The organism is Streptomyces sp. NPDC001100, from assembly GCF_053598575.1.
In genome coordinates this window covers 1-21,921 of record NZ_JBSFKO010000044.1, presented here as the reverse complement: position 1 = coordinate 21,921, position 21,921 = coordinate 1, and the positions used below count along the sequence as shown (strand labels likewise).

At 71.9% G+C, this 21,921-nt stretch carries 14 protein-coding genes; 8 read left to right on the top strand and 6 right to left on the bottom strand.

The features are described 5' to 3' along the window. Nucleotides 1-128: 128 nt before the first annotated feature. The 5 genes from ACWDEW_RS41410 to ACWDEW_RS41390 all read right to left on the bottom strand — a co-directional run bounded on the left by ACWDEW_RS41410 (nucleotide 129) and on the right by ACWDEW_RS41390 (nucleotide 4,110). Nucleotides 129-275, bottom strand: a complete 147-nt coding sequence (locus ACWDEW_RS41410) for a hypothetical protein (protein ID WP_450520385.1) — start codon at nucleotides 273-275, stop codon at nucleotides 129-131. Nucleotides 276-283: 8 nt separating this feature from the next. After that, nucleotides 284-1,006: a hypothetical protein gene (locus ACWDEW_RS41405; RefSeq protein ID WP_450520384.1), complete on the bottom strand. Its 723-nt coding sequence runs from the start codon at nucleotides 1,004-1,006 to the stop codon at nucleotides 284-286. Nucleotides 1,007-1,172: 166 nt separating this feature from the next. Continuing rightward, nucleotides 1,173-1,439 (bottom strand): hypothetical protein, encoded by a 267-nt coding sequence (locus ACWDEW_RS41400; protein ID WP_450520382.1) that lies wholly within the window; start codon nucleotides 1,437-1,439, stop codon nucleotides 1,173-1,175. A gap of 64 nt (nucleotides 1,440-1,503) precedes the next feature. Continuing rightward, nucleotides 1,504-3,213 (bottom strand): LCP family protein, encoded by a 1,710-nt coding sequence (locus ACWDEW_RS41395; protein WP_450520380.1) that lies wholly within the window; start codon nucleotides 3,211-3,213, stop codon nucleotides 1,504-1,506. A 231-nt stretch (nucleotides 3,214-3,444) separates the two neighbouring features. Then, on the bottom strand, nucleotides 3,445-4,110 hold the full coding sequence (locus ACWDEW_RS41390; RefSeq protein WP_450520378.1) for a lytic transglycosylase domain-containing protein: 666 nt from the start codon (nucleotides 4,108-4,110) through the stop codon (nucleotides 3,445-3,447). 162 nt (nucleotides 4,111-4,272) lie between these two features. Here ACWDEW_RS41390 and ACWDEW_RS41385 point away from each other — a divergent pair, with 162 nt between their 5' ends. From ACWDEW_RS41385 to ACWDEW_RS41350, 8 genes are all read left to right on the top strand, one after another. Beyond that, complete coding sequence (locus tag ACWDEW_RS41385; RefSeq protein ID WP_450520376.1) at nucleotides 4,273-4,932, top strand: double zinc ribbon domain-containing protein; 660 nt, start codon at nucleotides 4,273-4,275, stop codon at nucleotides 4,930-4,932. Between the two features lie 967 nt (nucleotides 4,933-5,899). Beyond that, nucleotides 5,900-6,745 (top strand): 2-oxo acid dehydrogenase subunit E2, encoded by an 846-nt coding sequence (locus tag ACWDEW_RS41380; protein ID WP_450520374.1) that lies wholly within the window; start codon nucleotides 5,900-5,902, stop codon nucleotides 6,743-6,745. After that, nucleotides 6,742-7,794 carry an alpha/beta hydrolase gene (locus ACWDEW_RS41375; protein ID WP_450520372.1) on the top strand — a complete coding sequence of 351 codons (1,053 nt, stop codon included), beginning with the start codon at nucleotides 6,742-6,744 and terminating at the stop codon, nucleotides 7,792-7,794. Before ACWDEW_RS41380 ends, ACWDEW_RS41375 begins: the two co-directional genes overlap by 4 nt. Nucleotides 7,795-7,820: 26 nt before the next feature. After that, a complete protein-coding gene (locus ACWDEW_RS41370) occupies nucleotides 7,821-8,846 on the top strand; it encodes a 3-oxoacyl-ACP synthase III family protein (RefSeq protein ID WP_450520370.1) in 1,026 nt (341 codons plus the stop codon). 5 nt (nucleotides 8,847-8,851) lie between these two features. Beyond that, nucleotides 8,852-10,822 (top strand): HAD-IIIC family phosphatase, encoded by a 1,971-nt coding sequence (locus tag ACWDEW_RS41365; RefSeq protein WP_450520368.1) that lies wholly within the window; start codon nucleotides 8,852-8,854, stop codon nucleotides 10,820-10,822. Further along, complete coding sequence (locus tag ACWDEW_RS41360) at nucleotides 10,819-11,052, top strand: phosphopantetheine-binding protein (RefSeq protein WP_450520366.1); 234 nt, start codon at nucleotides 10,819-10,821, stop codon at nucleotides 11,050-11,052. Before ACWDEW_RS41365 ends, ACWDEW_RS41360 begins: the two co-directional genes overlap by 4 nt. Continuing rightward, on the top strand, nucleotides 11,049-11,822 hold the full coding sequence (locus ACWDEW_RS41355) for a thioesterase II family protein (RefSeq protein WP_450520364.1): 774 nt from the start codon (nucleotides 11,049-11,051) through the stop codon (nucleotides 11,820-11,822). Before ACWDEW_RS41360 ends, ACWDEW_RS41355 begins: the two co-directional genes overlap by 4 nt. Before the next feature lie 144 nt (nucleotides 11,823-11,966). Then, nucleotides 11,967-16,634, top strand: coding sequence for a type I polyketide synthase (locus ACWDEW_RS41350; RefSeq protein ID WP_450520476.1), 4,668 nt, complete (start codon nucleotides 11,967-11,969; stop codon nucleotides 16,632-16,634). Nucleotides 16,635-16,753: 119 nt separating this feature from the next. On the opposite strand, the gene ACWDEW_RS41345 is transcribed toward ACWDEW_RS41350, so the two are convergent. Next, nucleotides 16,754-21,921: SDR family NAD(P)-dependent oxidoreductase (locus ACWDEW_RS41345; protein WP_450520362.1), on the bottom strand; the 5,168-nt coding region annotated here is incomplete at its 5' end.

Below are 21,921 nucleotides of genomic sequence, written 5' to 3'. Positions count from 1 at the left end.
CACGCAATAACTAGACAGACCTCTGCAACAAATAAAAACACGGCCCGCAAGATCTCAGGCGGGCCGCCCATATGCAGGTGTCGCTGGACGTAGGGTCCGGCGGCACGTGGGGAGGGTGGGGCAAGGGGTCAGGCGGCCGACGACTTCAGGGTGGTGGAGGCAGTGGCGTTGGTGCTGTGGGTGTCTGAACTCGCGGCGAAGGCAAGGTAGTTGACGTTCCAACCGCCGGTGTCCTGATCAATCGTCAGAACCCGTCGGCCGGCGGGCAGCGTCACCCGGGCGGTCACGGTGGACCAGGTCTGCCAGTCGCCGGTAAATGGCGGTCCGGCTGTCGGCCGCGCCGTTGGTGGGACTGTCGTCCGCCACAGCACCGCAACTCGTGATCGAGATCGAGTTCGCCGACTGCGCCCGCGGTGCCGGCCGGGATCGGCGCCCCGGTGACGAAGGTGTGCGACTCGTCCCAGAAGACCCTCGGGTCGCCGTCGGCCGGGTTCCGGTTGTCGCTCGCGTTGCAGTTCCCCTTGCCCTCGTACACCCAGCTCTGCAGCGAGTTGAGGTTCAGCGCCTGCCGGAACACGCCGTTGACGTACAGGTTCGGGGTCGCGGCGATTCCACCGCCGGACGCCGAATCCGGAATGCCGGCGCGGACGTCGAGGAAGGAGATCGGCCGGCCGGTGGTGTTCGTCCACTGCACCGACTGGCCGGTGCCGTCCAGGTGGACATAGGAATGGCCGGAGGCTTCGAGGGCGGCACTGGAGTACTGCGTGGTCGGGGCCGAGGTCAGCGAGCGGACGACCGCGCCGGCGGTGAGGGTTCCGGCCTCGGCTTCGTAGACCTCGAACGGGGTTGTCGCGCCCGTCCTTGGACTTGCTGTCGCCGGGTGCGCTGCCACCTCGGTCGGCGGCGACTGCTGGGTGGCGGCGGCCGGTAAGGCGGATACGCACAACGCGCCGACTGTGGCGACGACGGCCACCGCCAGTCGCCGGGGTCTGAGGCCCGTCAGCATCTGATGCTCCTTCACGGAGTGGGGGGAACCGGCGCCCCGACCGTACAGAGCATGCATCGACCCCGCTAGATTCCGACGAAGTGAAGAATGAATTGCGCAAGTAGATGCAAGTTTCTTGCACTGTCATGCAATTCACAAATATGGCGCGCTGCGCACACTGCGAGGGCTACACCTCGTTGAAGCCGCGCTTCGCGTCGTAGATGTCCAGCTCGATGACGACCACGAAGAAACTCGTCACGACGAAGTGGACCATCACGCGGTCCTCCCAGGCCGAACGCGTCACGGTGTCGGTCGTGAAGGCGAGGTGACTGCCGTCGCCCTCGGGATCGGCCACGATCCGGTCGACGAGGCGCTCGAACTTCTCCCGGTCCGAGGCCGGCATGTAGTCGCGGAACCGCGCGACCTGCTCGGTGAACTGCACACGTCTCTTCATCGCGGCAGGATCATACGGACGTGGGGAAGACCTCCGCCGGGATTTTCACGACGGTCTTCGTCGGCTACGACGCCGAGTCCTTCCTGCTGCTCGCCGCCGCGTAGGCCTGGGCCGGTGTCATCGGCACACCGTTCAGGGACACGGTCTTGTACGGGCTGACCTTGGCGCAGGTCTTGGACTCGTCGGCGGTCGAGGCGTTGGCGTTGGAGACGGCCGCGTGGGTGTCGGCGGGGGCGGCGGACGAGGAACCGCCCGAGAGCGTCGTACCGGTGGGCCAGTCGGCGCCGACGACGAGAGTCAGTCCGCTCGCGCTGCTCTGGGTGAGATGCGAGGCGGACAGGCCCAGGGCGGAGGCCACCGTCTGTGCCTCGGCCTTCTCGCCGGGGCCGTAGGTGAGTCGGGTGGTCGCCGCCTGTTCGGGTGCGTTGCCGGTGCTGGTACCGGGGCTGAAGCCCTTGGTGATGAGGGCGTTGGCGATCACGGAGGCACGTCCGCCGATGGTGGTGCCGTTCTCCACCTTTACGGCGACCTCGGCGGCCGGCACCGCGGCCGGCGCGGTGGTGGAGGGCGAGGAGGATGCTTTCTTCTTGCCGCTGCCCGAACTCAGTGACTGGTCGTTGGCGATGGTCGCGAACAGCGACTTGGCACCGGCCGCCGGGACGACCCGGTCGGCGTTGGCCGGGTCGGCCCCGGTCTGCATGGTGGTGAAGGTCATCCGCTTCGACGGGACCTTGTCCAGGTCGGTCGCCAGGTCCACGAGTTTGCTCACGCTGCCCAGTCCGGTGTCGACGGTCAGGGCCTTGGTGGCGGCGTCGGCCAGGGAGTACACCTTGGCGGGATTGGCCAGCGTGCCCGCACTCTTGAACTTGCGGATCATCGCGCTGAGGAAGAGGTGCTGGGAGACGGTACGGCCGAGGTCGCTGCCGTCGCCGAAGCCGTGCCGGGAACGGACGAACTCCAGCGCCGCGGTGCCCTTGAGGGTGTGGGTGCCCTTGGCGAGCTTCAGGTGGGAGTAGGTGTCGTAGACGTTGTCGCTGACGCAGACCGAGACACCGCCGACCGCGTCGGACATCTTCACCACGCCGGCGAAGTCGAGCATCACGAAGTGGTCGATCGTGATGCCGGTGAGCTGGTGCACGGTCTTCACCTGGCACGCCGGGCCGTACTGCAGCGCGCTGTTGATCTGGCCGTAGTAACCGGCCGTCGCCTGACTGCTGTCCGGGTCCTTGCAGGCGGGCACCTGGGTCATGGTGTCGCGCGGCACGCTCATCACGGTGGCGTTGGAGCGATCGGCGGAGACGTGCACCACCATCTCCACGTCCGCGTTGTGGCCGACGGTCGAACTCCCGGAGCCGCAGCCGCCGCCCAGTTTGCAGTCGGCCGCGTTGTTCCGGCCGTCCGAACCGATCACCAGGAGGTTGATCGGCGTACGGCCGAAGGCGTCGGCCTTCTCCTTGCCGCCCGCGCCGTCGTCGAGCGCGACGCTGTTGATGTTGCCGTTCAGGTGCTGCCAGAGCCAGGTGCCGACTCCGGCCGTGACGAGGATCAGCGCCGAGACCGTGATCAGGGCTATGCGGGCGACCCTTCGGCGGCGGGCCACCGGTTTGGCCCGGCGGCGCGAGCGATGGCCGCCGCCCCTCGCCGCCTGCCGCGCGGCGGCCCTGCCGGCCGGTGGCCGATGGGCGGACCCTTGGTCCGCTCTGCGCGGGCGTGGCATGCCGGAGCGATCCCGCGTGGCCGCACGGCCGGACCTCTCGCCCCGGGGGTCGCTCATCCACCACTCCCTACGCTGTCCTCGGCACCGGCACGGACCGCCGCCCCGACGGGCGGCGTCGACGGGTCGACCCGCACGTCAGGGCCCACCCCTCGGGCCGGATGATTGCGCAATATAGCAACTGTCGTCACTTGCGCCTCTGGGCTCCCCCTTCCGCGGTCCCAACTCGGAGCGGGCGAGGCCCTGTTCGGTCGCGCGGCCTCTCGCCCCTCTCGCCCGCCTCAGCCCGCCTCAGCCCGCGACGGCTTTGCCTGCCTTGGCCCAGTTGGCGTGCAAGCGGTCCAGGTACGACTGCGCCTGGCTGCCCGGTGCCGTGCCACGGGCGAAGGCGAGCATGTTGCCCGCGCCGGTGTTGTAGCCGAGGGCGAGGAGGTCGTCCTCACTGAGGGAGGTGTGCCGGGCCGCGGGCAGGTGCGCTGCCAGGTCGTGCAGGTACCAGGCCTCGGCCTCGACGGCGAGGTCGCGGTCGTCGGGGAGTTCGTCCCAGCTGCGGTCGGCGAAGTCCCTGCCCCGCTTGACCTCGTCGAAGGTGGCGCGGTGCATGTCGGCGATACCGAAGGCCGCGTCCGGCTTGTACCGCTGCCAGGCCCGCTCGAAGGCCGCGTCGTGCGGCTTGTACGCCTCGTTGTAGAGGATCGCCATCACCAACTGGGCGCTCACCCCGGCCTGTTGGGCCCGGGTGCGGACTTGGGGCGCGTAGCTGGCGGGGTCGTAGGACGAGGTGGTGACCCGGGGTGAAGGACTGGCCGAGCTCCTCGACGGGGCCGGTTCCGTCGCCCCGGTCGAAGGGTGCGGAGTCGCCGCCTGCGGAGTGTCGGCCGCGCGTACGAGGACGTAGACGACGACCGCGAAGACCGCGAGCGCCAGCCATTTTCGCCGGGTCCGGGATTCGGCCATCTCCCGCCTCTCTCAGGAGGACGTACACATCCGAACCCGAACGTACCGCAAGCCCTTCCACTGGGCAGATGTCCCCCATCGTCGGGAATTTGGCGAGAACCAGTACTCTGCCGCTCGCGTCCTAGGGCAGTGTGCCGATGGCCTGAACTGTGGGGGGACCACGTGAGCGGTGAGATCTACTTCAGCAACAACTACCGTGACCTGTGCGTGCGCAACGGGACGGGGGCCGGTTTCCAGTTCGAGTTCTCGTGCGCCCGCTGCTACGACACCTGGCGTTCACCGTTCGAGGCCTACGTCGGTGAGCGGGCCGCCACCTGGCTCGGCAAGGGCGTCGATGTGGCCTGGAGCCTGCTGGGCAGCGCGGGCCGGGGAATGTCGTCCGCGGCCGACGGGCTCGCGGGAGCCGGCTGGGGACAGGCCCGCGACCACGCCTTCCAGCAGGCGATCGACAACGCCCAGGGGCACTTCAACCGCTGCGCGCGCTGCACCGACTACGTCTGCGGACGCTGCTGGAACGCGGCGCAGGGCCTGTGTCTGCGCTGCGCGCCCGACACCGCAGCCGAGGCCATGGCGGCCCAGCAACGCGGTCTCAACGACATGGCGTCCCAGCGCGCGTACAGCGCGGGCCAGCAGGCCGGACAGAACTACGACCCCACCACACCACGACAGTTGGTGTGCCCACAGTGCCGGACCGAGACCCACGGCGCCGCCTTCTGCTCCGGTTGCGGCTACCACCTCGCCCAGTCCACCCCGTGCGCGTCCTGCTCCGCCGTCGTACCGGACGGCGCGGCGTTCTGCCCGGGGTGCGGAACACGGCGGTAGTGCGGTCGGCGCCGTTGAGGACGCCCAAGTCCGTGCCGAAGCGCGGCAGTTCACGGGGGCGAAGCGCGGCCGACGCTCCCGATTCCCGACCCGTGCCGCTCGGCACGGGTCGGGAGCGGTCGTGGATGGGCGGGCAGCGGATCCTGGAAGGTGCGGCCTGCCGCGGGTCGGGCCGACGCCCGCGGGCTCGCGGCGCCGCGCCCGCTCCCCCGCCGCGCTGCCGGCGCCGCCGCCTCCGGCACGCACCTGACCGCCACTGTTCACCACCGTGGGCCCGGCGCTCCGGAGCGCCGCGGCGGGTGCGGCCCTGTCCGCGACGTTCTCGGTGGACTCGGCGAACTCGGCTGCCCCTGTTACTCCTGCTGCTCCTGCCGCACGCGGCGACGCCGTTCTAGAGGTACAACTCCCCGCTCGGTGGCGTCGAAGTCGCCGTCGGCGCCGATTCCCCGGGCAGTCCGGTGAGCCGCTCCCCGTGTCACGGGTCGAGAGCCTCGGGGAGCATCGTCACCCGCTCCGCACCGTCCCGGTCGGTTCTGCGGGCGTCTGTGACCGGACGACGGAACCTGCGGAGGTCCGCCCCCTCTGAGTCCGTGTCCGGCACGTGCCCTCCGTTCCGCCGGAGCAGGCCCGGTGCGCGAACGGCCCCGTCGGCTGTCGGCACCTGGTGGAGGGGCCATGTGGCCGGGGCCCCGGCCTGCTGTCTCGACAGGTTCAGCCAGCTCTTTCACCGGAGTCGTCCGGCCCTGAACTGGCATCAAGGTCCCCACCTGGAACGGCCGGACGTCCTCCCGCACCGGCTGAGGAGGCCCGGCGCGGGGGACGGGCCGTTCCGGACCCAGTGGCCGTAAGCACCTTCTTAGACCCGCTTTAGCCGGTCTCCGCAGACTCTGCTTGCACCCATCGGTCGGGCAGGCCCGGGTCGGGCCAGGCCCGCTCGCCCCGTCGAGAGCCCGAGAGGAATCCCTCTGTGAGCAGTCGGTACACAGCTGCGGCGCGGCCGGCCCGGGAACGCCTGCACACCCTCTACTTCCTGGAGGGGATCCGGGCGTTCGCCCCCGTCTTCCTGGACACCGAGGTGGACATGGCCCACGTGCGGGCGCACCGGGCTCGGGAGCGGCAGGAGGGGCGCCGGTACTCCGTCGTCACGTACGTCCTGCACACCGCGGCCCGGGTGCTCGACACGCATCCGCACGCGAACGCGGCCCTGCACGGGCGGTTCAGGCCCCGGGTGGCCGAGTACCCGACGGTCAACGGCAAACTCACCCTCGACGCCACGGTGTCGGGCCGGCGGGTCGTGCTGTCCGCGGTCCTCCCCTCGCTGGAACGGGCCGGTCTGGAGGAGATCCAGCGGCAGGTGGACCACTACCGCGACGGGGTGCCGGACGAGATGCCCGAGTTCGCGGGCGTGAGAACCCTGCACAAGCTGCCCCGGTGGCTGGGCCGCCGGGCCTTCCGGCACACCGTGGGGCCGCTGTCCGCGCGGGCCGAGCGGCTGGGGACCTTCTCGGTGACCTCGCTCGGCCACCGTCCGGTGGACGGCTTCCACTCCGTGGGCGGCACCACGATCACGCTGGGCCTGGGCCGGATCACCGACCGGCCCGTGGTCCGGGACGGCGTTGTCACCGTCGCTCCCGTCATGCGGCTGAGCCTCTCCTTCGACCACCGGGTGATCGACGGCGCGGAGGCGGCCGATGTGCTCGCCGAGGTCAAGGCCGGGCTTGAGGGCTTCGGGTCCACGCCGGAGGACGGGGCGGACGACGGGGCGGAGCGGACGGACGCCACCGAGGATCTCGTAGGGAGCGAGGAACGATGAACGATGTAGCGGAACTCAAGCAGTTCGCGATGGTGCACGCGAAGGCGCAGAACCTTCCGCCGGAACTCTACGAGGCCATTCTCGCGTACATCCACACCGACCAGGACGGCGGGAAGGGCTCCTGGTCCGGCGCCTGGTCGGCGGCGGCAAGGGAGTTGGAGATCACCCGCTCCGAACTCCAACAGTCCTACCTCTGCTACGGCATGGCCCGTTTCCCCTTCGTCGACGGGGTCACCCGGCAGGCCGCGTACGACAACTGCCTCAGGGTCTTCGACCGGTGGCGGCAGGACCACCCCGCCATCGAACCGGTGGACGTCGAACTCGCCGAGGGCCGGTTCCGCTGCTGGGCGGCCGGTCTGTCGGCCACCGATCCCAAGCCGCTGGTACTGGTCATGGGCGGCATCGTCAGTCTCAAGGAGCAGTGGGCGCCGATCCTGCTCCAGGCCGAGGCCCTCGGAATGGCGATGCTCGTCGCCGAACTGCCGGGCGTGGGCGAGAACACGCTGCCCTACGACGCCGGGAGTTGGCGGATGCTGTCGGCCGTGCTCGACGCGGTCGCCGAGCGGGCGGACGTCACCCGGACGTACGCCGTGGCGAACAGCTTCAGCGGGCATCTCGCGCTGCGCTGCGCCTGCGAGGATCCGCGGATCCGGGGCATCGTGACGACCGGCGCCCCCGTCACGGAGTTCTTCACGGACGCCGCGTGGCAGCGGCAGTTGCCCACGATCACGGTCGACACGCTGGCCCGGCTGACCGCGACGCCGGCCGCCGAACTCCACGGCGTGCTGCGTGAATGGGCGCTGACCGAAGCGCAGTTGGCCGGCCTGGACATTCCGGTCGCCTACACGGCGAGCCTCCGGGACGAGATCATCCCGGCGGGCGACACCGAGATGCTGCGCAAACACGTACGCGCCCTGACCGTCAACGAGTTCGACGACGTCCACGCCTCGCCCGCGCATGTCGAGGAAACGATGCGGTGGACCGTCGAGTCGCTGTTCGCCATGTTCGCGCCGCCGCCCGCCCCGCCCACTCCCCAGCCCATTCAGTGAACCCAAGAAACAGGAGAGGCGACAGGATGGACGTCGCAGACATCCACATACTCTCGGCCGGCACCGCGCTCCCTGACCTCCCGGTGGACAACGCCACGCTGGCACGTCACTTCGGGATGGGCACGATCTGGGAGCAGTGGATCGACGCGTTCGTCGGCACGCGTACACGGCATCTCGCGGTCGACCTCGGCACCGGGCAGGTCCACTACTCGCTGGCCGATCTCGGCGAGACCGCCGCGCGTCAGGCGCTCGACCGGGCCGGGCTGCAGCCGATCGACATCGACGTCATCGTGCTCAACACCGCCACCCCCGACCAGCTCATGCCGACCACCGCCAACACGATCGCGGACCGGCTGGGCATCAACAACATCCCCACCTTCCAGATACAGTCCGGCTGTTCGGGCGCGGTGCAGGCCATCGAGCTGGGCCGGCTGCTTCTCGCGAGCGGCCATCAGACGGCGCTGGTCATCGGTGGCGACCTGTGTGCCCGCTTCTTCGACGCCAAGACCGACCTCAACTCCCTGCCGCCCGGTGAGCTGGTGAACATGGTGCTCTTCGGCGACGGCGCGGGCGCCGTGGTGCTCAGCACCGACCCGACGCCCGGCAGCGCCGTGCTGAGGTCGGTCTTCAGCCGGTTCACCGGGCTGGGCCGCGCCCCCGGGCAGGCGCTGGAGTGGTTCGGTCCGAACGACGCGCGCGACCGGCCGTTCGCGGTCGAGGACTACAAGGCCATCGAGAAGTACGTGCCGGCGATGGCGGCCGATGTGCTCGAAGAGCTCCTGGACGACCTCGGCTGGGAGCCCGGCGACCTCACCCATCTGATGCCGCCGCAGCTGTCGGGCAGGATGACCGAGACGATCATGAAGCGGCTGGGCGACAGCCCCGCGCGCGAGATCAGCTGCGTGGCCGAGACCGGCAATACCGGCAACGGACTGCCGTATCTCCAACTCGCCCGCGCGCTGGCCGAGATGGGGCCGGGCGACCGGGCCGTCGGCATCGCGATCGAGTCGAGCAAGTGGATCGGTTCCGGATACGCGCTGGAAAGGCTCTGACGGAGATGTGCCCGACCAACGGAACGACGTCCACGGAACCGGCGTCCGTCGAGGCGCGGGACGTCTTCGAACTGTACGGCCGGGGGCGGGTCGCGGCCGAGTATCCCCGGCTGCGCCGACTGCTGGCCGGGCTCGGGGACGACGAGCTGCGGCGTGCCGGGCAGTTGCTGTCCCGCGTCGACCCCGACGAGGTGCTGCGCACCCACCCGGAGACCCCCGTCGTGTCGGTGACCGTCACCGGCCACAGCACCGTCTCCGGGCTCGTCGCCCCGCTGACCGCCGAACTCGCCCGCCACGGGCTGCTGTTGCGGCCCCAGGTCGGTGACTTCGACAGCTACGTCTTCGACCTCTCCGACCTCGGCAGCGAGCTGTACGCGAGCGGGTCCGACCTGGTGGTGTGTCTGCTCGACGCCGATGTCGTCTTCGACGAGGTGCCCGTGCCGTGGGAACCGGCGGACGTCGAGCGGGTGCTGGCCGACAAACTCCGGCTGCTCGCCGGGATCGCCACGACCTTCGCGTCGGCGGGCAAGGGCACCCTGGTGCTCAACACCATGCCGCTGCCCCGCGAGCGGGCGGCCGAACTCACCGGCCACCGGTCCCGTGCCCGGCTCGGGGCCCTGTGGCGGGAAGCGAACGCCCGGCTGCTGCGGCTCGTCGACGACCACCCCTCGGTCGTCGTCCTGGACCTCGAACCGCTGGTCGGGGACGGGGACGGGGTGCCGCTGCGCGACGCGCGGCTGGCCGCGTACACCAAGACCCGGTTCTCACCCGGGCTCACCGCCCGCTACGCCCGCGAAGTCGCCCATCTGGCCCGGGGGTTGTCGGGGCGGTCCAAGAAGTGCCTGGTGCTCGACCTGGACGAGACCGTGTGGGGCGGCATCCTGGGCGACGACGGCATCGACGGCATCGAGGTCGCCGGGAGCTACCGGGGCGAGGCGTTCGGCGCGTTCCAGCGGACCGCCAAGCAACTCGCCTCACAGGGCGTCGTGCTCGCCGCCGTCAGCAAGAACGACATCGAGCCGGTCCTCCAAGTGCTGCGCGAGCACCCCGACATGACGCTGCGCGAGGACGACTTCGTCCGGGTCGTCGCCAACTGGGCGCCCAAGCACGAGAATCTGCGGGCCCTCGCCGAGGATCTCAATCTCGGCATCGACAGCTTCGTCTTCGCCGACGACAGCCCGTACGAGTGCGGCCTGGTCCGCCACGAGCTGCCCGAAGTCACCGTCCTGCACCTCGACGGGGATCCCGCGCTGCACGCCGGACGGCTGCTGGCGGACGGGTGGTTCGACGTCCTCGACATCACGGCCGACGACCGGCTGCGCCCCGGGCGCTACCGGGACGAGCTGGTCCGCAAGGACTTCCTGGACAGCTTCACCTCCCTCGACGACTATCTGCGGGAGCTGGACGTCCGGGTGGAACTGGCCCCGGCGGCCCGGGGCGACCTGGGCCGGGTGTCCCAGATCACCTTGCGCACCAATCAGTTCAACCTGACCACCGAGCGGTTGCAGCAGTCGGAGGTGGAGCAACGTGCCGACTCCGCCGAATCGGTGGTGCTGACGATCCGTTCCTCCGACCGGTTCGGCGAACACGGCATCGTCGGGGTGGTGTTCGTCCGCGGCGAGGGACAGGTCTGGCACATCGACAACTTTCTGCTCAGCTGCCGGGTGTTCTCCCGGGGCATCGAACAGGCCTGCCTGTCCGCGGTGTTGGAGCACGCCCGCGAGCAGGGTGCGCGGGAGGTCCTCGGCCGCTACCGCCCGTCCCCGAAGAACGGCAAGGTCAAGGACTTCTATCCGCGCAACGGCTTCACGGCGCATCCCCCTGACAGCGCGGACGGCACGGACGGCGCCGGCACGCTCACCTTCCGGCACGACCTCGCCGACATCGCCGCCCCGCCCGCGCATCTCCGCCTCACCGGGGCCGTCGGGGCCTTCGGGCCTTCTGGCACCGTCACCACCGAAGGGAACCGGCAGTGAAGACCATCGACGACTTCGTTCTGCTCATCCAGCACGAGATCGGCCTGCCGGTGACCGCCGAGCAGATCGGCGAGGGCCTCGACAGCGTCCCCGGGTGGGACTCCCTGCACCTGCTGACCCTGCTCACCGCCCTTGAGCGGGAGACCGGCCGCAGCGTCTCCATGCCTGACGTGCTGGAGGCCACCACGCTCAGGGACATCTACGATCTGGTCGCGGTGACGGAGACATGACCGGTCCCACCGCGTACGCCCCCCACGGCACCGCCTATCTGATGCCGGGACAGCCGGATCCGGCCGCGGCCCGGATCCGGCTGCTGTGCTTCCACCACGCGGGCGGCGCGGGCTCGTCCTTCGCCACCTGGCAGCAGGCGCTGCCGCCCGACGTGGCAGTGGTGCCGGTGCAGTTGCCCGGCCGGGAACACCGGGCCCGTGAACCCCGCTTCCGCGAGCTGGACCCGCTCGTCGCCGATCTCAACGACCGGCTCGGCGCGCTGCTGGACCTGCCGCACTCCTTCTACGGGCACAGCATGGGCGGCCTGATCGCGCACGCCCTGGCCGCGCACCGTCACGCTCTCGGGCTGCGCCCGCCCGAGCAGTTGATCGTCGGGGCCGTCGCCGCGCCGCATGCTCCCCGGCCGCCCCTGCCGTTCCACGACGTGCCCGACGACGAGCTGATCCACTGGATGATCAGCGTCGGCGGCGTGCCGGAGCTCGTCCTGCGCTACCCCGACTGGGTCGCCAAGGCCGCCGCTCTGCTCCGCGACGACCTGGTGCTCGCCGACAGCCACCGACCCCGGACCGGGGAGCGCCTACCGTGCCCCATCCATGTCCTCACCGGTTCCAGCGACCCACTGCTCAGCGTCGAGCGGGCGGCCGACTGGGACCGGCACACCAGCGCCGGTTGCCGGGTGCATGTGATCAACGGCGGACATTTCTTCACCAGGGAGAACAGCGGGACGGTGACCGGGCTCCTCGGCGGGCTCCTCTCGGGCCGCCCCTGATCAGCCCGAGCGGCCATAGCCAAGGAGTTGACACCACCTGTGAACCGGAACGCCCAGAACGTCACGCACCCCGCGAGCACCGCGAACGAGGCGGCCGCCGCGCACACCGACCACGCCGCGAACGAGGCCAAGCTCGTCGACTATCTGAAGCGGGTGACGGTCGATCTGCACGAGACCCGCCGACGGCTGGGCGAGGCCGAGAACCGGCGCCGGGAACCGATCGCCATCATCGGTATGGCCTGCCGCTTCCCCGGCGGTGCCGACACTCCCGAGGAGCTGTGGAAGCTCGTCGCGGGCGGAGTCGACGCGGTCGGCCCGTTCCCCACCGACCGCGGCTGGGACGTCACGGAGCTCTACGACCCCGACCCCGACGCGGTCGGCAAGTCGTACACACGACAGGGTGGATTCCTCTACGACGCCGCCGACTTCGACAGCACCTTCTTCGGCCTCAGCCCGCGCGAGGCGGCGGCCACCGATCCGCAGCAGCGGCTGCTCCTGGAAACGGCCTGGGAGGCCATCGAGAGCGCCGGGCTCACCCCGGCCGCGCTGCGCTCGACCGCGACGGGCGTCTACGCCGGCATCATGTACGACGACTACGCGTCCCGGCTGAACCCCGCCCCCGACGGCTACGAGGGCTACCTCGGCAGCGGCAGCGCGGGCAGCGTGGCCTCCGGCCGTATCTCGTACACCCTCGGTCTCGAAGGCCCCGCCGTCTCCGTCGACACCGCCTGCTCGTCCTCGCTGACCGCGCTGCACCTGGCGGTGGGCGCGCTGCGCGCGGGCGAGTGCTCGCTGGCCCTGGCGGGCGGGGTCTGCGTGATGTCCACGCCGGGCATCTTCGTCGAGTTCAGCCGACAGCGGGGCATGTCACCGGACGGGCGCTGCAAGGCGTTCTCCGCCGAGGCGGACGGCGCGGGCTGGAGCGAGGGCGCGGGCATGCTGCTCGTCGAGCGGCTCTCGGACGCCCAGCGGCTGGGCCACCCGGTGCTGGCCGTCGTACGCGGCACCGCCGTCAACCAGGACGGTGCCAGCAACGGGCTCACCGCGCCCAACGGCCCCTCCCAGGAACGTGTCATCCGGCAGGCTCTCGCGGACAGCGGGCTCACCGCCGACCGGATCGACGCCGTCGAGGGACACGGTACGGGCACCACGCTCGGTGACCCGATCGAGGCGCAGGCGCTCATCGCCACCTACGGCCAGGACCGCCCGGCCGACCGGCCGTTGTGGCTCGGCTCGCTCAAGTCGAACATCGGGCACGCGCAGGCCGCCGCCGGTGTGGGCGGTGTGATCAAGACGGTGATGGCCATGCGCCACGGTGTGCTGCCACGCAGCCTCTACGCCGCCGATCCGTCGCCGCACGTCGACTGGTCGGCCGGGAACGTGGTGCTGCTGGCCGAGGCCCGGCCGTGGGAACGCGACGGTGACCGGCCTCGCCGGGCCGGGGTCTCGTCGTTCGGGATCAGCGGCACCAACGCGCACGTCATCCTGGAGCAGGCCCCCGAACCGCCCGCCGCTCTGCCCGCCGGGCCGCCGGGCACGCTGCCCTGGCTGCTGTCGGGCCGGTCCCCGGAGGCGGTGCGCGCACAGGCGGCCCGGCTGCTGGAACGTACCGGCGAACGCGAGGACGGTGTCGAGCCGGCGCACCCGGCCGCCGTCGCCCGGGCGCTGGCCACGACGCGAACCGCCTTCGACCACCGCGCCGTTGTCGTCGGCCAGGACCTGGACGCGCTCCGGGCCGGACTGGCGGCACTCGCCTCCGGCGAGAACGCCGCGGGCGTCGTACGGGGCACCGCGGGGCCCGCCGACGCGGCCCGCCCCGCGATCCTCTTCACCGGCCAGGGCTCGCAGCGGCCCGGCATGGGCCGCGGGCTCTACGAGGGGGTGCCGCGCTTCGCCCGTGCCCTCGACGAGACGTTCGCCGCCCTCGATCCACATCTGGAACGCCCGCTGCGCGACATCATGTTCGCCGCTCCCGGCACCCCCGAAGCGGAGCTGCTGCACGACACCGCCTGGACCCAGCCCGCTCTCTTCGCGCTGGAAGTCGCCCTGTACCGGCTCGTGGTGGACGGATGGGGGATCCGCCCGAGCCACCTCATCGGGCACTCCATCGGCGAGATCGCCGCCGCCCACGTCGCCGGGGTCTTCTCCCTCCCCGACGCCGCCGCCCTCGTCGCGGCCCGTGGCCGGCTCATGCGCGAACTCCCGCCGGGCGGAACCATGCTCGCCGTGCAGGCGCCGGAGGACGAACTGCTGCCCCTGCTGGAGAAGCACGACGGGGAGATCGATGTCGCGGCGGTGAACGGGCCCACCGCGACCGTGCTGTCCGGGGACGCCGACGCACTGCGGCGGCTCACCGGGCTGCTGCGCAAGCAGGGCCGCAAGACCAAGCGGCTCCAAGTCAGTCACGCCTTCCACTCACCGTTGATGGACCCGATGCTGGAGGACTTCCGGCGGGTCGCCGCCTCGGTCTCCTACCGCGAGCCGGACCTTCCCGTCGTCTCCAACCTCAGCGGCTCGCTGGCCGGGCCCGGCGAACTGACCGACCCCGACTACTGGGTACGGCACGTGCGGGGTACGGTCCGCTTCCTGGACGGCGTAAGGACCCTGGCCGCGGAGGGCGTCGGCGTCCACCTGGAACTCGGACCCGACGCCGTGCTCACCCCGCTCGCGCAGAGCGCGGCGGCCGACGGATCCGCCACGACGCCGGGTGTGTTCGTCCCCGCGCTGCGGCGCGACCGGACGGAACCCGAGGTCCTGCTGACCGCCGTCGCCCACCTGCACACGGCCGGCACGGCCGTCGACTGGGAGTCCGTACTCGACGGCGCGCCCGCCGGCCATGTCGAACTGCCCACCTACCCGTTCCAACGGCGCCGCCACTGGCTGGACTCCCCCTCGACCCCGGGCAATGGCGCCCGCCCTGCGGGGGGAACGGCCGAGGACGCCTTCTGGGAAGCGATCGCGGAAGCCGACCTCGACACCCTGACGGAAACGCTCGCGCTGGACGCCGACGCGAGCCCCGCGCTGCGGGCCGTGCTGCCCAGGCTGTCCGCCTGGCGGCGCAGCACACGCTGGTGGTACCGCACCGGCTGGGAACCGCTGCCGGACTCCGGGGCACCCGCACTGACCGGCAGTTGGCTGGTGGTCGGCGCGCCCGGGCAGACGGACACCGCCGCCTGGGCCGCCGCGGCCCTGGAACGGGCCGGTGCCAAGGCCTCGGTCGTCGAGGGCGGCGGGGCCGAGGTCGTCGAGACCCTCGGGGAGGGCGGCTTCGACGCCGTACTGTCGCTGCTGCCCGACATCGGCCCCACCCTCGCGCTCCTGCGGGCGACAGGAGAAGCGGCCCCCTCGGCGAAGCTGTGGATCGTGACCAGGGGCGCCGTGTGCGTGGACGGTTCCGACCCGGGCGCCGATCCGGCGCAGGCCCGGCTGTGGGGACTGGGCCAAGCCGTCGCGGAGGAACACCCCCTGCGCTGGGGCGGTTTGATCGACCTGCCGGGCCCCGGGGTGCCGCGTGCCCTCGACGCACGCTGCGCCGACAGGTTCGCCGCCGCGCTCACCGGGAACGACGGCGAGAACCAGGTCGCGGTCCGTTCGTCCGGCAGGCACGCACGGCGGCTGCTGCACACGGCCCTCGCCCCGGCCCCCGACCCGGGCCCCCGGCAGGCGACCGGCACCGTGCTGGTCACCCTCGGCACCGGCGCGGCCGGGACCCTTGCCCTGGAGGCGGCACGCAGTCTGGCACGCGGCGGTGCCCAGCACCTCGTCCTGCTCTGTGCGCCGAGCGCGGATCTCGTCGCCGCGACCCAGGCGGAGGCCGAACTGCTCGCCCTGGGCGTGGATGTGACGGTGGCCGAGCACGACGTCCACGATCTCGGCGCGCTGACCGCGCTCGTGGCAGGGCTGCCGCCGGACCGGCCGCTCACCGCGATCGTCCACGCCAGGGGGACGAGCAGCCGGGCTCCCGTTCCGGTGGACTCGATCGACCCGGTGGCGACCGCCCGTGTTCTCGACGAGGACGGCGCGGCGGCCCTCGTACTCCACGAACTCTCCGGGCGGCCCGCCCAGGACGGCACCGTCGCCACACTGTTCCTGCTGTCCCCCGCGCCCACGGGACCCGGGGCGGCGGGCCGCGCCGTCGACGCCGCCGCGGCGGCCTTCTTCGACGCCCTCGTCCAACGACGTCGCGCCGACGGCCTGCCCGGCAGCTCCGTCACCATCGGTCCGTGGACGGGCGGGGACGACACCCCCGCGTCGCCGGAGACGACGGGTGCCCGCCCGCTCGACCTGCCGCTCGTCACGGGCGCACTCGGCCGGACGGCCGCCCATGACGCTCCGGCGCTCATCGCCGTGGACGCGGACTGGGCGCCGGTCGCCCGGCGTCTCACGGCGGCCGGCCAGGCGGCGCTGCTGCGGCGGCTGCCCGAGGCCGAGCCGTTCGTCACCGGCCGCCCGGCCGGTACGGGCGGGGGCGCCGACACGCAGGGCCCGTCGCTGTCCGCCCCGGGCCTCGACCCGTCGGCGCTGCGACGGCACCTGGCAGAAACGCCCGTCGCCGATCACGAGGGGCTTCTGCTGCACCTGGTCCGCGACCGGACCGCGACCATCCTCGCGCTGGCGGCGGACGAGGCCGTCGGTGTCGGCGAACGCTTCCTCGACATGGGGTTCTCCTCCTTCACCGCGCTGCAGCTGCGCAACGAGCTGAGCACGGTGACCGGGCTCGACCTTCCGGTCACCGCGGTCTTCGACCACCCCACGCCGGCGGATCTCGCCCGGCTGCTCCTCACCGAACTCACCGCCGAACTGTCCCGCTAGCGCGATACCCGGGTCCGAGTCCGAATCCGGACTCGGACCCGGAAAACCCGAGAAGGGCCCCACCGTCACCGTGGGGCCCTTCTCCTTGTGCTGCTGTGCGGGCTGCACCCGCACAGGTCTCACTCCACCGGCGACATGCCCAATTCGTCGTCCAGAGCGTCGAAGAGCTCCTCGTCGGTGGCCGATTCCAGATCGTCCTCCGGGTCGCCGTAGCCGTCGCCGCGTCCCGCGTCCCGCCATGTCCGCAGCAGTTCCGTGAGCCGTGCCCCGACCTCCGCGTGCTGCTCGGGCCCGGTGGCCCCGGCCGCGAGCACCGCCGCCAGCCGGTCGAGTTCCGAGGCCATGGCCCCGGCGACGGGCCGGTCGTCCTTCGGCGCCAGCCGCTCCCCGAGGTACGCGGCGAGCGCGGCAGCCGTCGGATAGTCGAAGGCGAGCGTCGTCGGCAGCCGCAGGCCGACCTCCCCGCCCAGACGGTTGCGCAGCTCGACAGCGGTCAGGGAGTCGAACCCCATGTCCTGGAGGCCCCGGTGGACCTCGACGGCCCGGGCGTCCGGGTGGCCGAGCACGCCTGCCACGGCGGTCCTGACCAGGTCGAGCAGTACCTCCTCCCGTGCGTCGGCCGCGAGCCCGGCGAGCCGGTCCGCCAGCGTCTCCGCGGCGTTCCCGGACAGTCCCAGGGCCCCGGAGACGGTCGTACGGACCGGGGTGCGCACCAGCGCGCGCAGCAGCGGCGGCAGCGATCCGTCGGCCGCCCGGGCCCGGAGCGCGGCGGTGTCCAGCCGGACCGGTACGAGGGCCGGCTCTCCGGCGCCGAGTGCGGCGTCGAGCAGCGCCAGGGCGTCCGCGGTGGCCATCGGCGCGATGCCCGAGCGGGCGAAGCGGGCACGGTCGGCGTCCCGCAGGGCGCCGGTCATGCCGCTGTTCTCGCCCCACAGGCCCCAGCCGAGCGATACGGCCGGCAGTCCCTCGGCACTCCTTCGCTGTGCGAGTGCGTCGAGGAAGGCGTTCGCCGCCGCGTAGTTGGCCTGTCCGGGGGCGCCGACGGTGGCCGCGACGGAGGAGAAGAGCACGAAGGCCGACAGATCCAGGTCCCGGGTGAGTTCGTGCAGATGCCACGCGGCATCGGCCTTCGGACGCAGCACCGTGTCGAACTGTTCGGGGCCGAGCCGGGTGACGACGCCGTCGTCAAGTGCGCCCGCGACATGCACGACGGCTGTCAGCGGACGGTCGGCGGGCACGGTCGCGAGCAGTGCGGCGAGCGCGTCGGGGTCCGCCGCGTCGCAGGCCAGCAGCGTCACTTCGGCCCCCGCCGCCGCCAGTTCGGCGGTCAGCGCGCCCGCTCCGGGTGCGTCGGGCCCACGGCGGCTGGTCAGCAGCAGACGCCGTGCACCGTGCTCGGCGACCAGGTGCCGGGCGACGAGCGCGCCCAGCAGTCCGGTGGCACCCGTGACAAGGACGGTGCCGGCCGGGTCGAGCGACGGAGCGGCGGCCGTTGGGCCGATGTCCCGGGGCACGGTCTCCAGCCTGGGCACATACGCGGTGCCCTCCCGGAGGGCGACCTCGGGCTCGCCGAGCGCCACCGCGGCGTACAGGGAACGCCCGGACGTCTCCTCGCCGTCGAGATCGACCAGCGTGATCCGGCCCGGGTGCTCCGCCTGGGCGCTGCGCACCAGCCCCCGCACGGCGGAGGCCGCGAGGTGGGGTACGTCGTCCGGGAGCACGGCGGCGCCGCCGTGGGTGAGGACGACCAGGTGCGTGTCGGCCAACGCCGTGTCACCGAGCCAGCCTTGCAGCAGCCTCAGCACACCGCCGGTGGCGCTGCGCACCTCGGCGAGCGGGTCGCTTCCCTGACTCACCCCCTGATTCGTAGTGTGCGCGACGTCCGGCAGCTGGGCCGTGTCGATCGCCAGGATGTCGGGCACCGCGTGCCCGGCGACAAGGCCCGAGGTCAGGTCGGCGAGGTCGGTGTACCGGGGCCAGTACCGCTCGTACGTCGACAATGACGCGCCGATCACCGCCCAGAGCTGCCCATCGGGCTGGACCGGTACACCGGCGGGCGGCTCGGTCCAGTCGACCCGGTGGAGCCCACCCCCGGAGATCGCGAGCCGGGCCGCGCGGAGCTGTTCGTCGGGCAGCTCACGAACTGTCAACTCGTCGACGTCCGCGACGAGTCCGCCACCCGCGTCGGTGATCCGGAGACGGTACGTACTGTCGCCGGTGGGCGTGATGCGAACCCGGGCCGCCGCCGCCCCGCTCGCGTACAGGGTGACTCCGCTCCAGGAGAACGGGAGCGTGGGCCGGTCCTCGGCGCTGAGGAGCGCGATGGGACGCATCGCGCTGTCGAGCAACGCCGGGTGGATGAGGTACGCGCCGGCCTCGGCGGCGGTCTCCTCCGGCATGCTCACGTCGGCGTAGATCACCTGTCCCTGCCGCCAGGCGGCCCGCAGCCCCTGGAAGGCGGGGCCGTACTCAAGCCCCGCCCCGGTGAGCCGCTCGTCCAGCTCGCCGATGTCCACGGGGTCCGCGCCGGCCGGCGGCCAGACCAGAAGATCGTCCGCCGGGTCCGGCGCGCCCGGCTCGCGGGACGCCAGCAGACCGCTCGCGTGCCGGGTCCACGGCGTCTCGTCGCCCGGTTCGCCGCCCTCCGGCCGGGTGTGCACGGTGAAGGGGCGGCGGCCGGTGCCGTCGTCCGCCTTCACCGCCACCTGCAGCCGCAGCGCGCCGCGCTCGGGCAGTACCAACGGGGTGTGCAGGGTAAGTTCGTCCACCCGGTCACGGCCCACGCTGTCGCCGGCCCGCAGCGCCAGGTCGAGCAGCGCGGCGCCGGGCATCAGCACACTGCCCGCGACGACATGGTCGGCGAGCCAGGGCTGGGCCGTGATGCCGAGCCGGCCGGTGAGCAGGACACCGCCCTCGTCGGCCATTTCGACGACCGCCCCCAGCAGGGGGTGACCGGCGACGTCCTGCCCGGCGGACAGGGCGTCGGCCACGGGGGCCGGGGCGTCGAGCCAGTAACGGGTGCGCTGGAACGCGTAGGTCGGGAGCAGGGCGAAGGTCTCGGGACGCACGCCACCGACAACGGGCCAGGTGACAGCTGCTCCGCCCGTGTACGCGGCGGCGAGCGCGGTGGTCAGCGTCATCCCTTCAGGACGGCCCGCCCGCAGGACCGCGGCGACCGTCAGGTCTTCGGCGGTGTCGCCCAGCGCGTTGTGGACCATGGCGGTGAGCACCGGGTCGGGGCCGAGTTCGAGGAACGTGGTGACGGATCGCTCACGCAGCGCCCGTACGCCGTCGTGGAACCGCACGCCCGCGCGGATGTGGCGGGTCCAGTAGTCGGGCGACATCAGCTCCTCGGCGGTGGCCACCTGCCCGGTCACGTTCGAGATCACCGGAATGACCGGCGCGTGGAACTCCAGCGTCTCCGCCACGCGTCGGAACTCCTCCAGTACTCCGTCCATGTGCGGGGAGTGGAAGGCATGGCTGACCCGTAGCCGCTTGGTCTTGACCCCCAGCTCCCGGAACCGGTCCGCGACGGTGGACGCCGCCCCGGCGTCGCCGGAGACGACCACGGCGTGCGGTCCGTTGACCGCGGCCAGACTCACCAGGTCCGCGAACTCCTCCAGGTGGGGCAGCACTTCGTCCTCGGCCGCCGCGACGGCGACCATCGCGCCGCCCTCGGGGGCGCTCTGCATCAGCCGGCCCCGCGCCGCGACCAACGCGCACGCGTCCGCCAGTGACAGCACCCCGGCGACATGTGCGGCGGTCAGCTCGCCGATGGAGTGCCCCATCAGGTAGTCGGGAGTGACGCCGAAGGACTCGGCCAGCCGGAACAGGGCCGTTTCGACGGCGAACATCGCCGCCTGGGTGAAGACCGTACGGTCCAGCAACTCCGACTCCGGGCTGTCCGGCGCGGAGAACACTGTCTCGCGCAACGACCGTCCCAGGTGCGGGTCCAGTTGCTCGCACACCGCGTCGAACGCCGCCGCGAAGACAGGGTAGGTCTCGTACAACTCCCGTCCCATACCGGGGCGTTGGCTCCCCTGCCCCGTGAACAGCACCGCTGTGCCACCCGCGTTCACGGCCGTGCCCCGTACGACCCCGGGCACGCTGTCCCCATGGGCCAGGGCCGACAGACCCGTGACGAGATCAGCGCGGTCGGCGCCGATGACGACGGCCCTGTGGTCGAAGGAAGCCCGGTTCGCGGCGAGTACGGCGGCGATGTCGGTGATCGGTGACTGCTCCGCTTCCTCGACCTGGGCCAGCAGCCGTTCGGCCTGCTCCCGCAAGGCCGCCGGAGTGCGGGCGGAAAGCGGCCAGGCGACCGGACCGACCGGCTCAACGATGTCGTCGGTGGCCGTCTCCCCTTCGGGCTCGGGCTGTTCGAGGATGACGTGCGCGTTGGTACCGCTGATCCCGAACGAGGAGACGGCAGCACGGCGCGGACGATCCGCCTCGGGCCACGAACGTTCCTCGTTGAGCAGCGACACCGCACCCGACGACCAGTCGACGTGCGGCGACGGCTCATCGGCGTGCAACGTACGCGGCAGCACACCCTCGCGCATCGCCATGACCATCTTGATGACGCCGCCGACTCCGGCCGCCGCCTGGGCATGTCCGATGTTGGACTTCAGCGAGCCCAGCCATACGGGCTGTTCGGGCGAGTGCTCCTGACCGTAGGTGGCCAGCAGCGCCTGCGCCTCGATCGGGTCGCCCAGCCTGGTGCCGGTCCCGTGCGCCTCGACCGCGTCCACCTCGGCGGCACTCAGCCCGGCGTTGGACAGCGCCTGGCGGATCACCCGCTGCTGCGACGGACCGTTCGGCGCGGTGAGCCCGTTGCTGGCACCGTCCTGATTGACGGCGGAACCGCGCAGCACGGCGAGCACCGGATGGCCATTGCGCCGGGCGTCGGAGAGCCGCTCCAGCAGAAGCATGCCGACGCCCTCGGCCCAGCCGGCGCCGTCGGCCGCAGCGGAGAACGCCTTGCACCGGCCGTCGGGCGCCATACCTCGCTGCCTGCTGAACTCCACGAAGATCCCCGGAGTCGCCATCACCGTGACCCCACCCGCCAACGCCAACGAGCACTCGCCCTGCCGCAACGCCTGCGCCGCGAGATGCAACGCGACCAACGACGACGAGCACGCCGTATCCACCGTCACCGCCGGACCCTCAAAACCGAAGGTGTAAGCCATCCGACCGGACGCGACACTGCCCGCACTGCCGTTGATCATGTAGCCCTCAAGGCCTTCGGGGGCCTGGTGGAGCCGGGAGGCGTAGTCGTCGTACATCA

Bases quoted from the DNA above. Each gene is read 5' to 3' on its own strand.
- ACWDEW_RS41390 (WP_450520378.1), bottom strand. From the start codon at position 4,110: ATGGCCGAATCCCGGACCCGGCGAAAATGGCTGGCGCTCGCGGTCTTC.
- ACWDEW_RS41355 (WP_450520364.1), top strand. From the start codon at position 11,049: ATGACCGGTCCCACCGCGTACGCCCCCCACGGCACCGCCTATCTGATG.
- ACWDEW_RS41375 (WP_450520372.1), top strand. From the start codon at position 6,742: ATGAACGATGTAGCGGAACTCAAGCAGTTCGCGATGGTGCACGCGAAG.
- ACWDEW_RS41405 (WP_450520384.1), bottom strand. From the start codon at position 1,006: ATGCTGACGGGCCTCAGACCCCGGCGACTGGCGGTGGCCGTCGTCGCC.
- ACWDEW_RS41395 (WP_450520380.1), bottom strand. From the start codon at position 3,213: ATGAGCGACCCCCGGGGCGAGAGGTCCGGCCGTGCGGCCACGCGGGAT.
- ACWDEW_RS41400 (WP_450520382.1), bottom strand. From the start codon at position 1,439: ATGAAGAGACGTGTGCAGTTCACCGAGCAGGTCGCGCGGTTCCGCGAC.
- ACWDEW_RS41370 (WP_450520370.1), top strand. From the start codon at position 7,821: ATGGACGTCGCAGACATCCACATACTCTCGGCCGGCACCGCGCTCCCT.
- ACWDEW_RS41365 (WP_450520368.1), top strand. From the start codon at position 8,852: ATGTGCCCGACCAACGGAACGACGTCCACGGAACCGGCGTCCGTCGAG.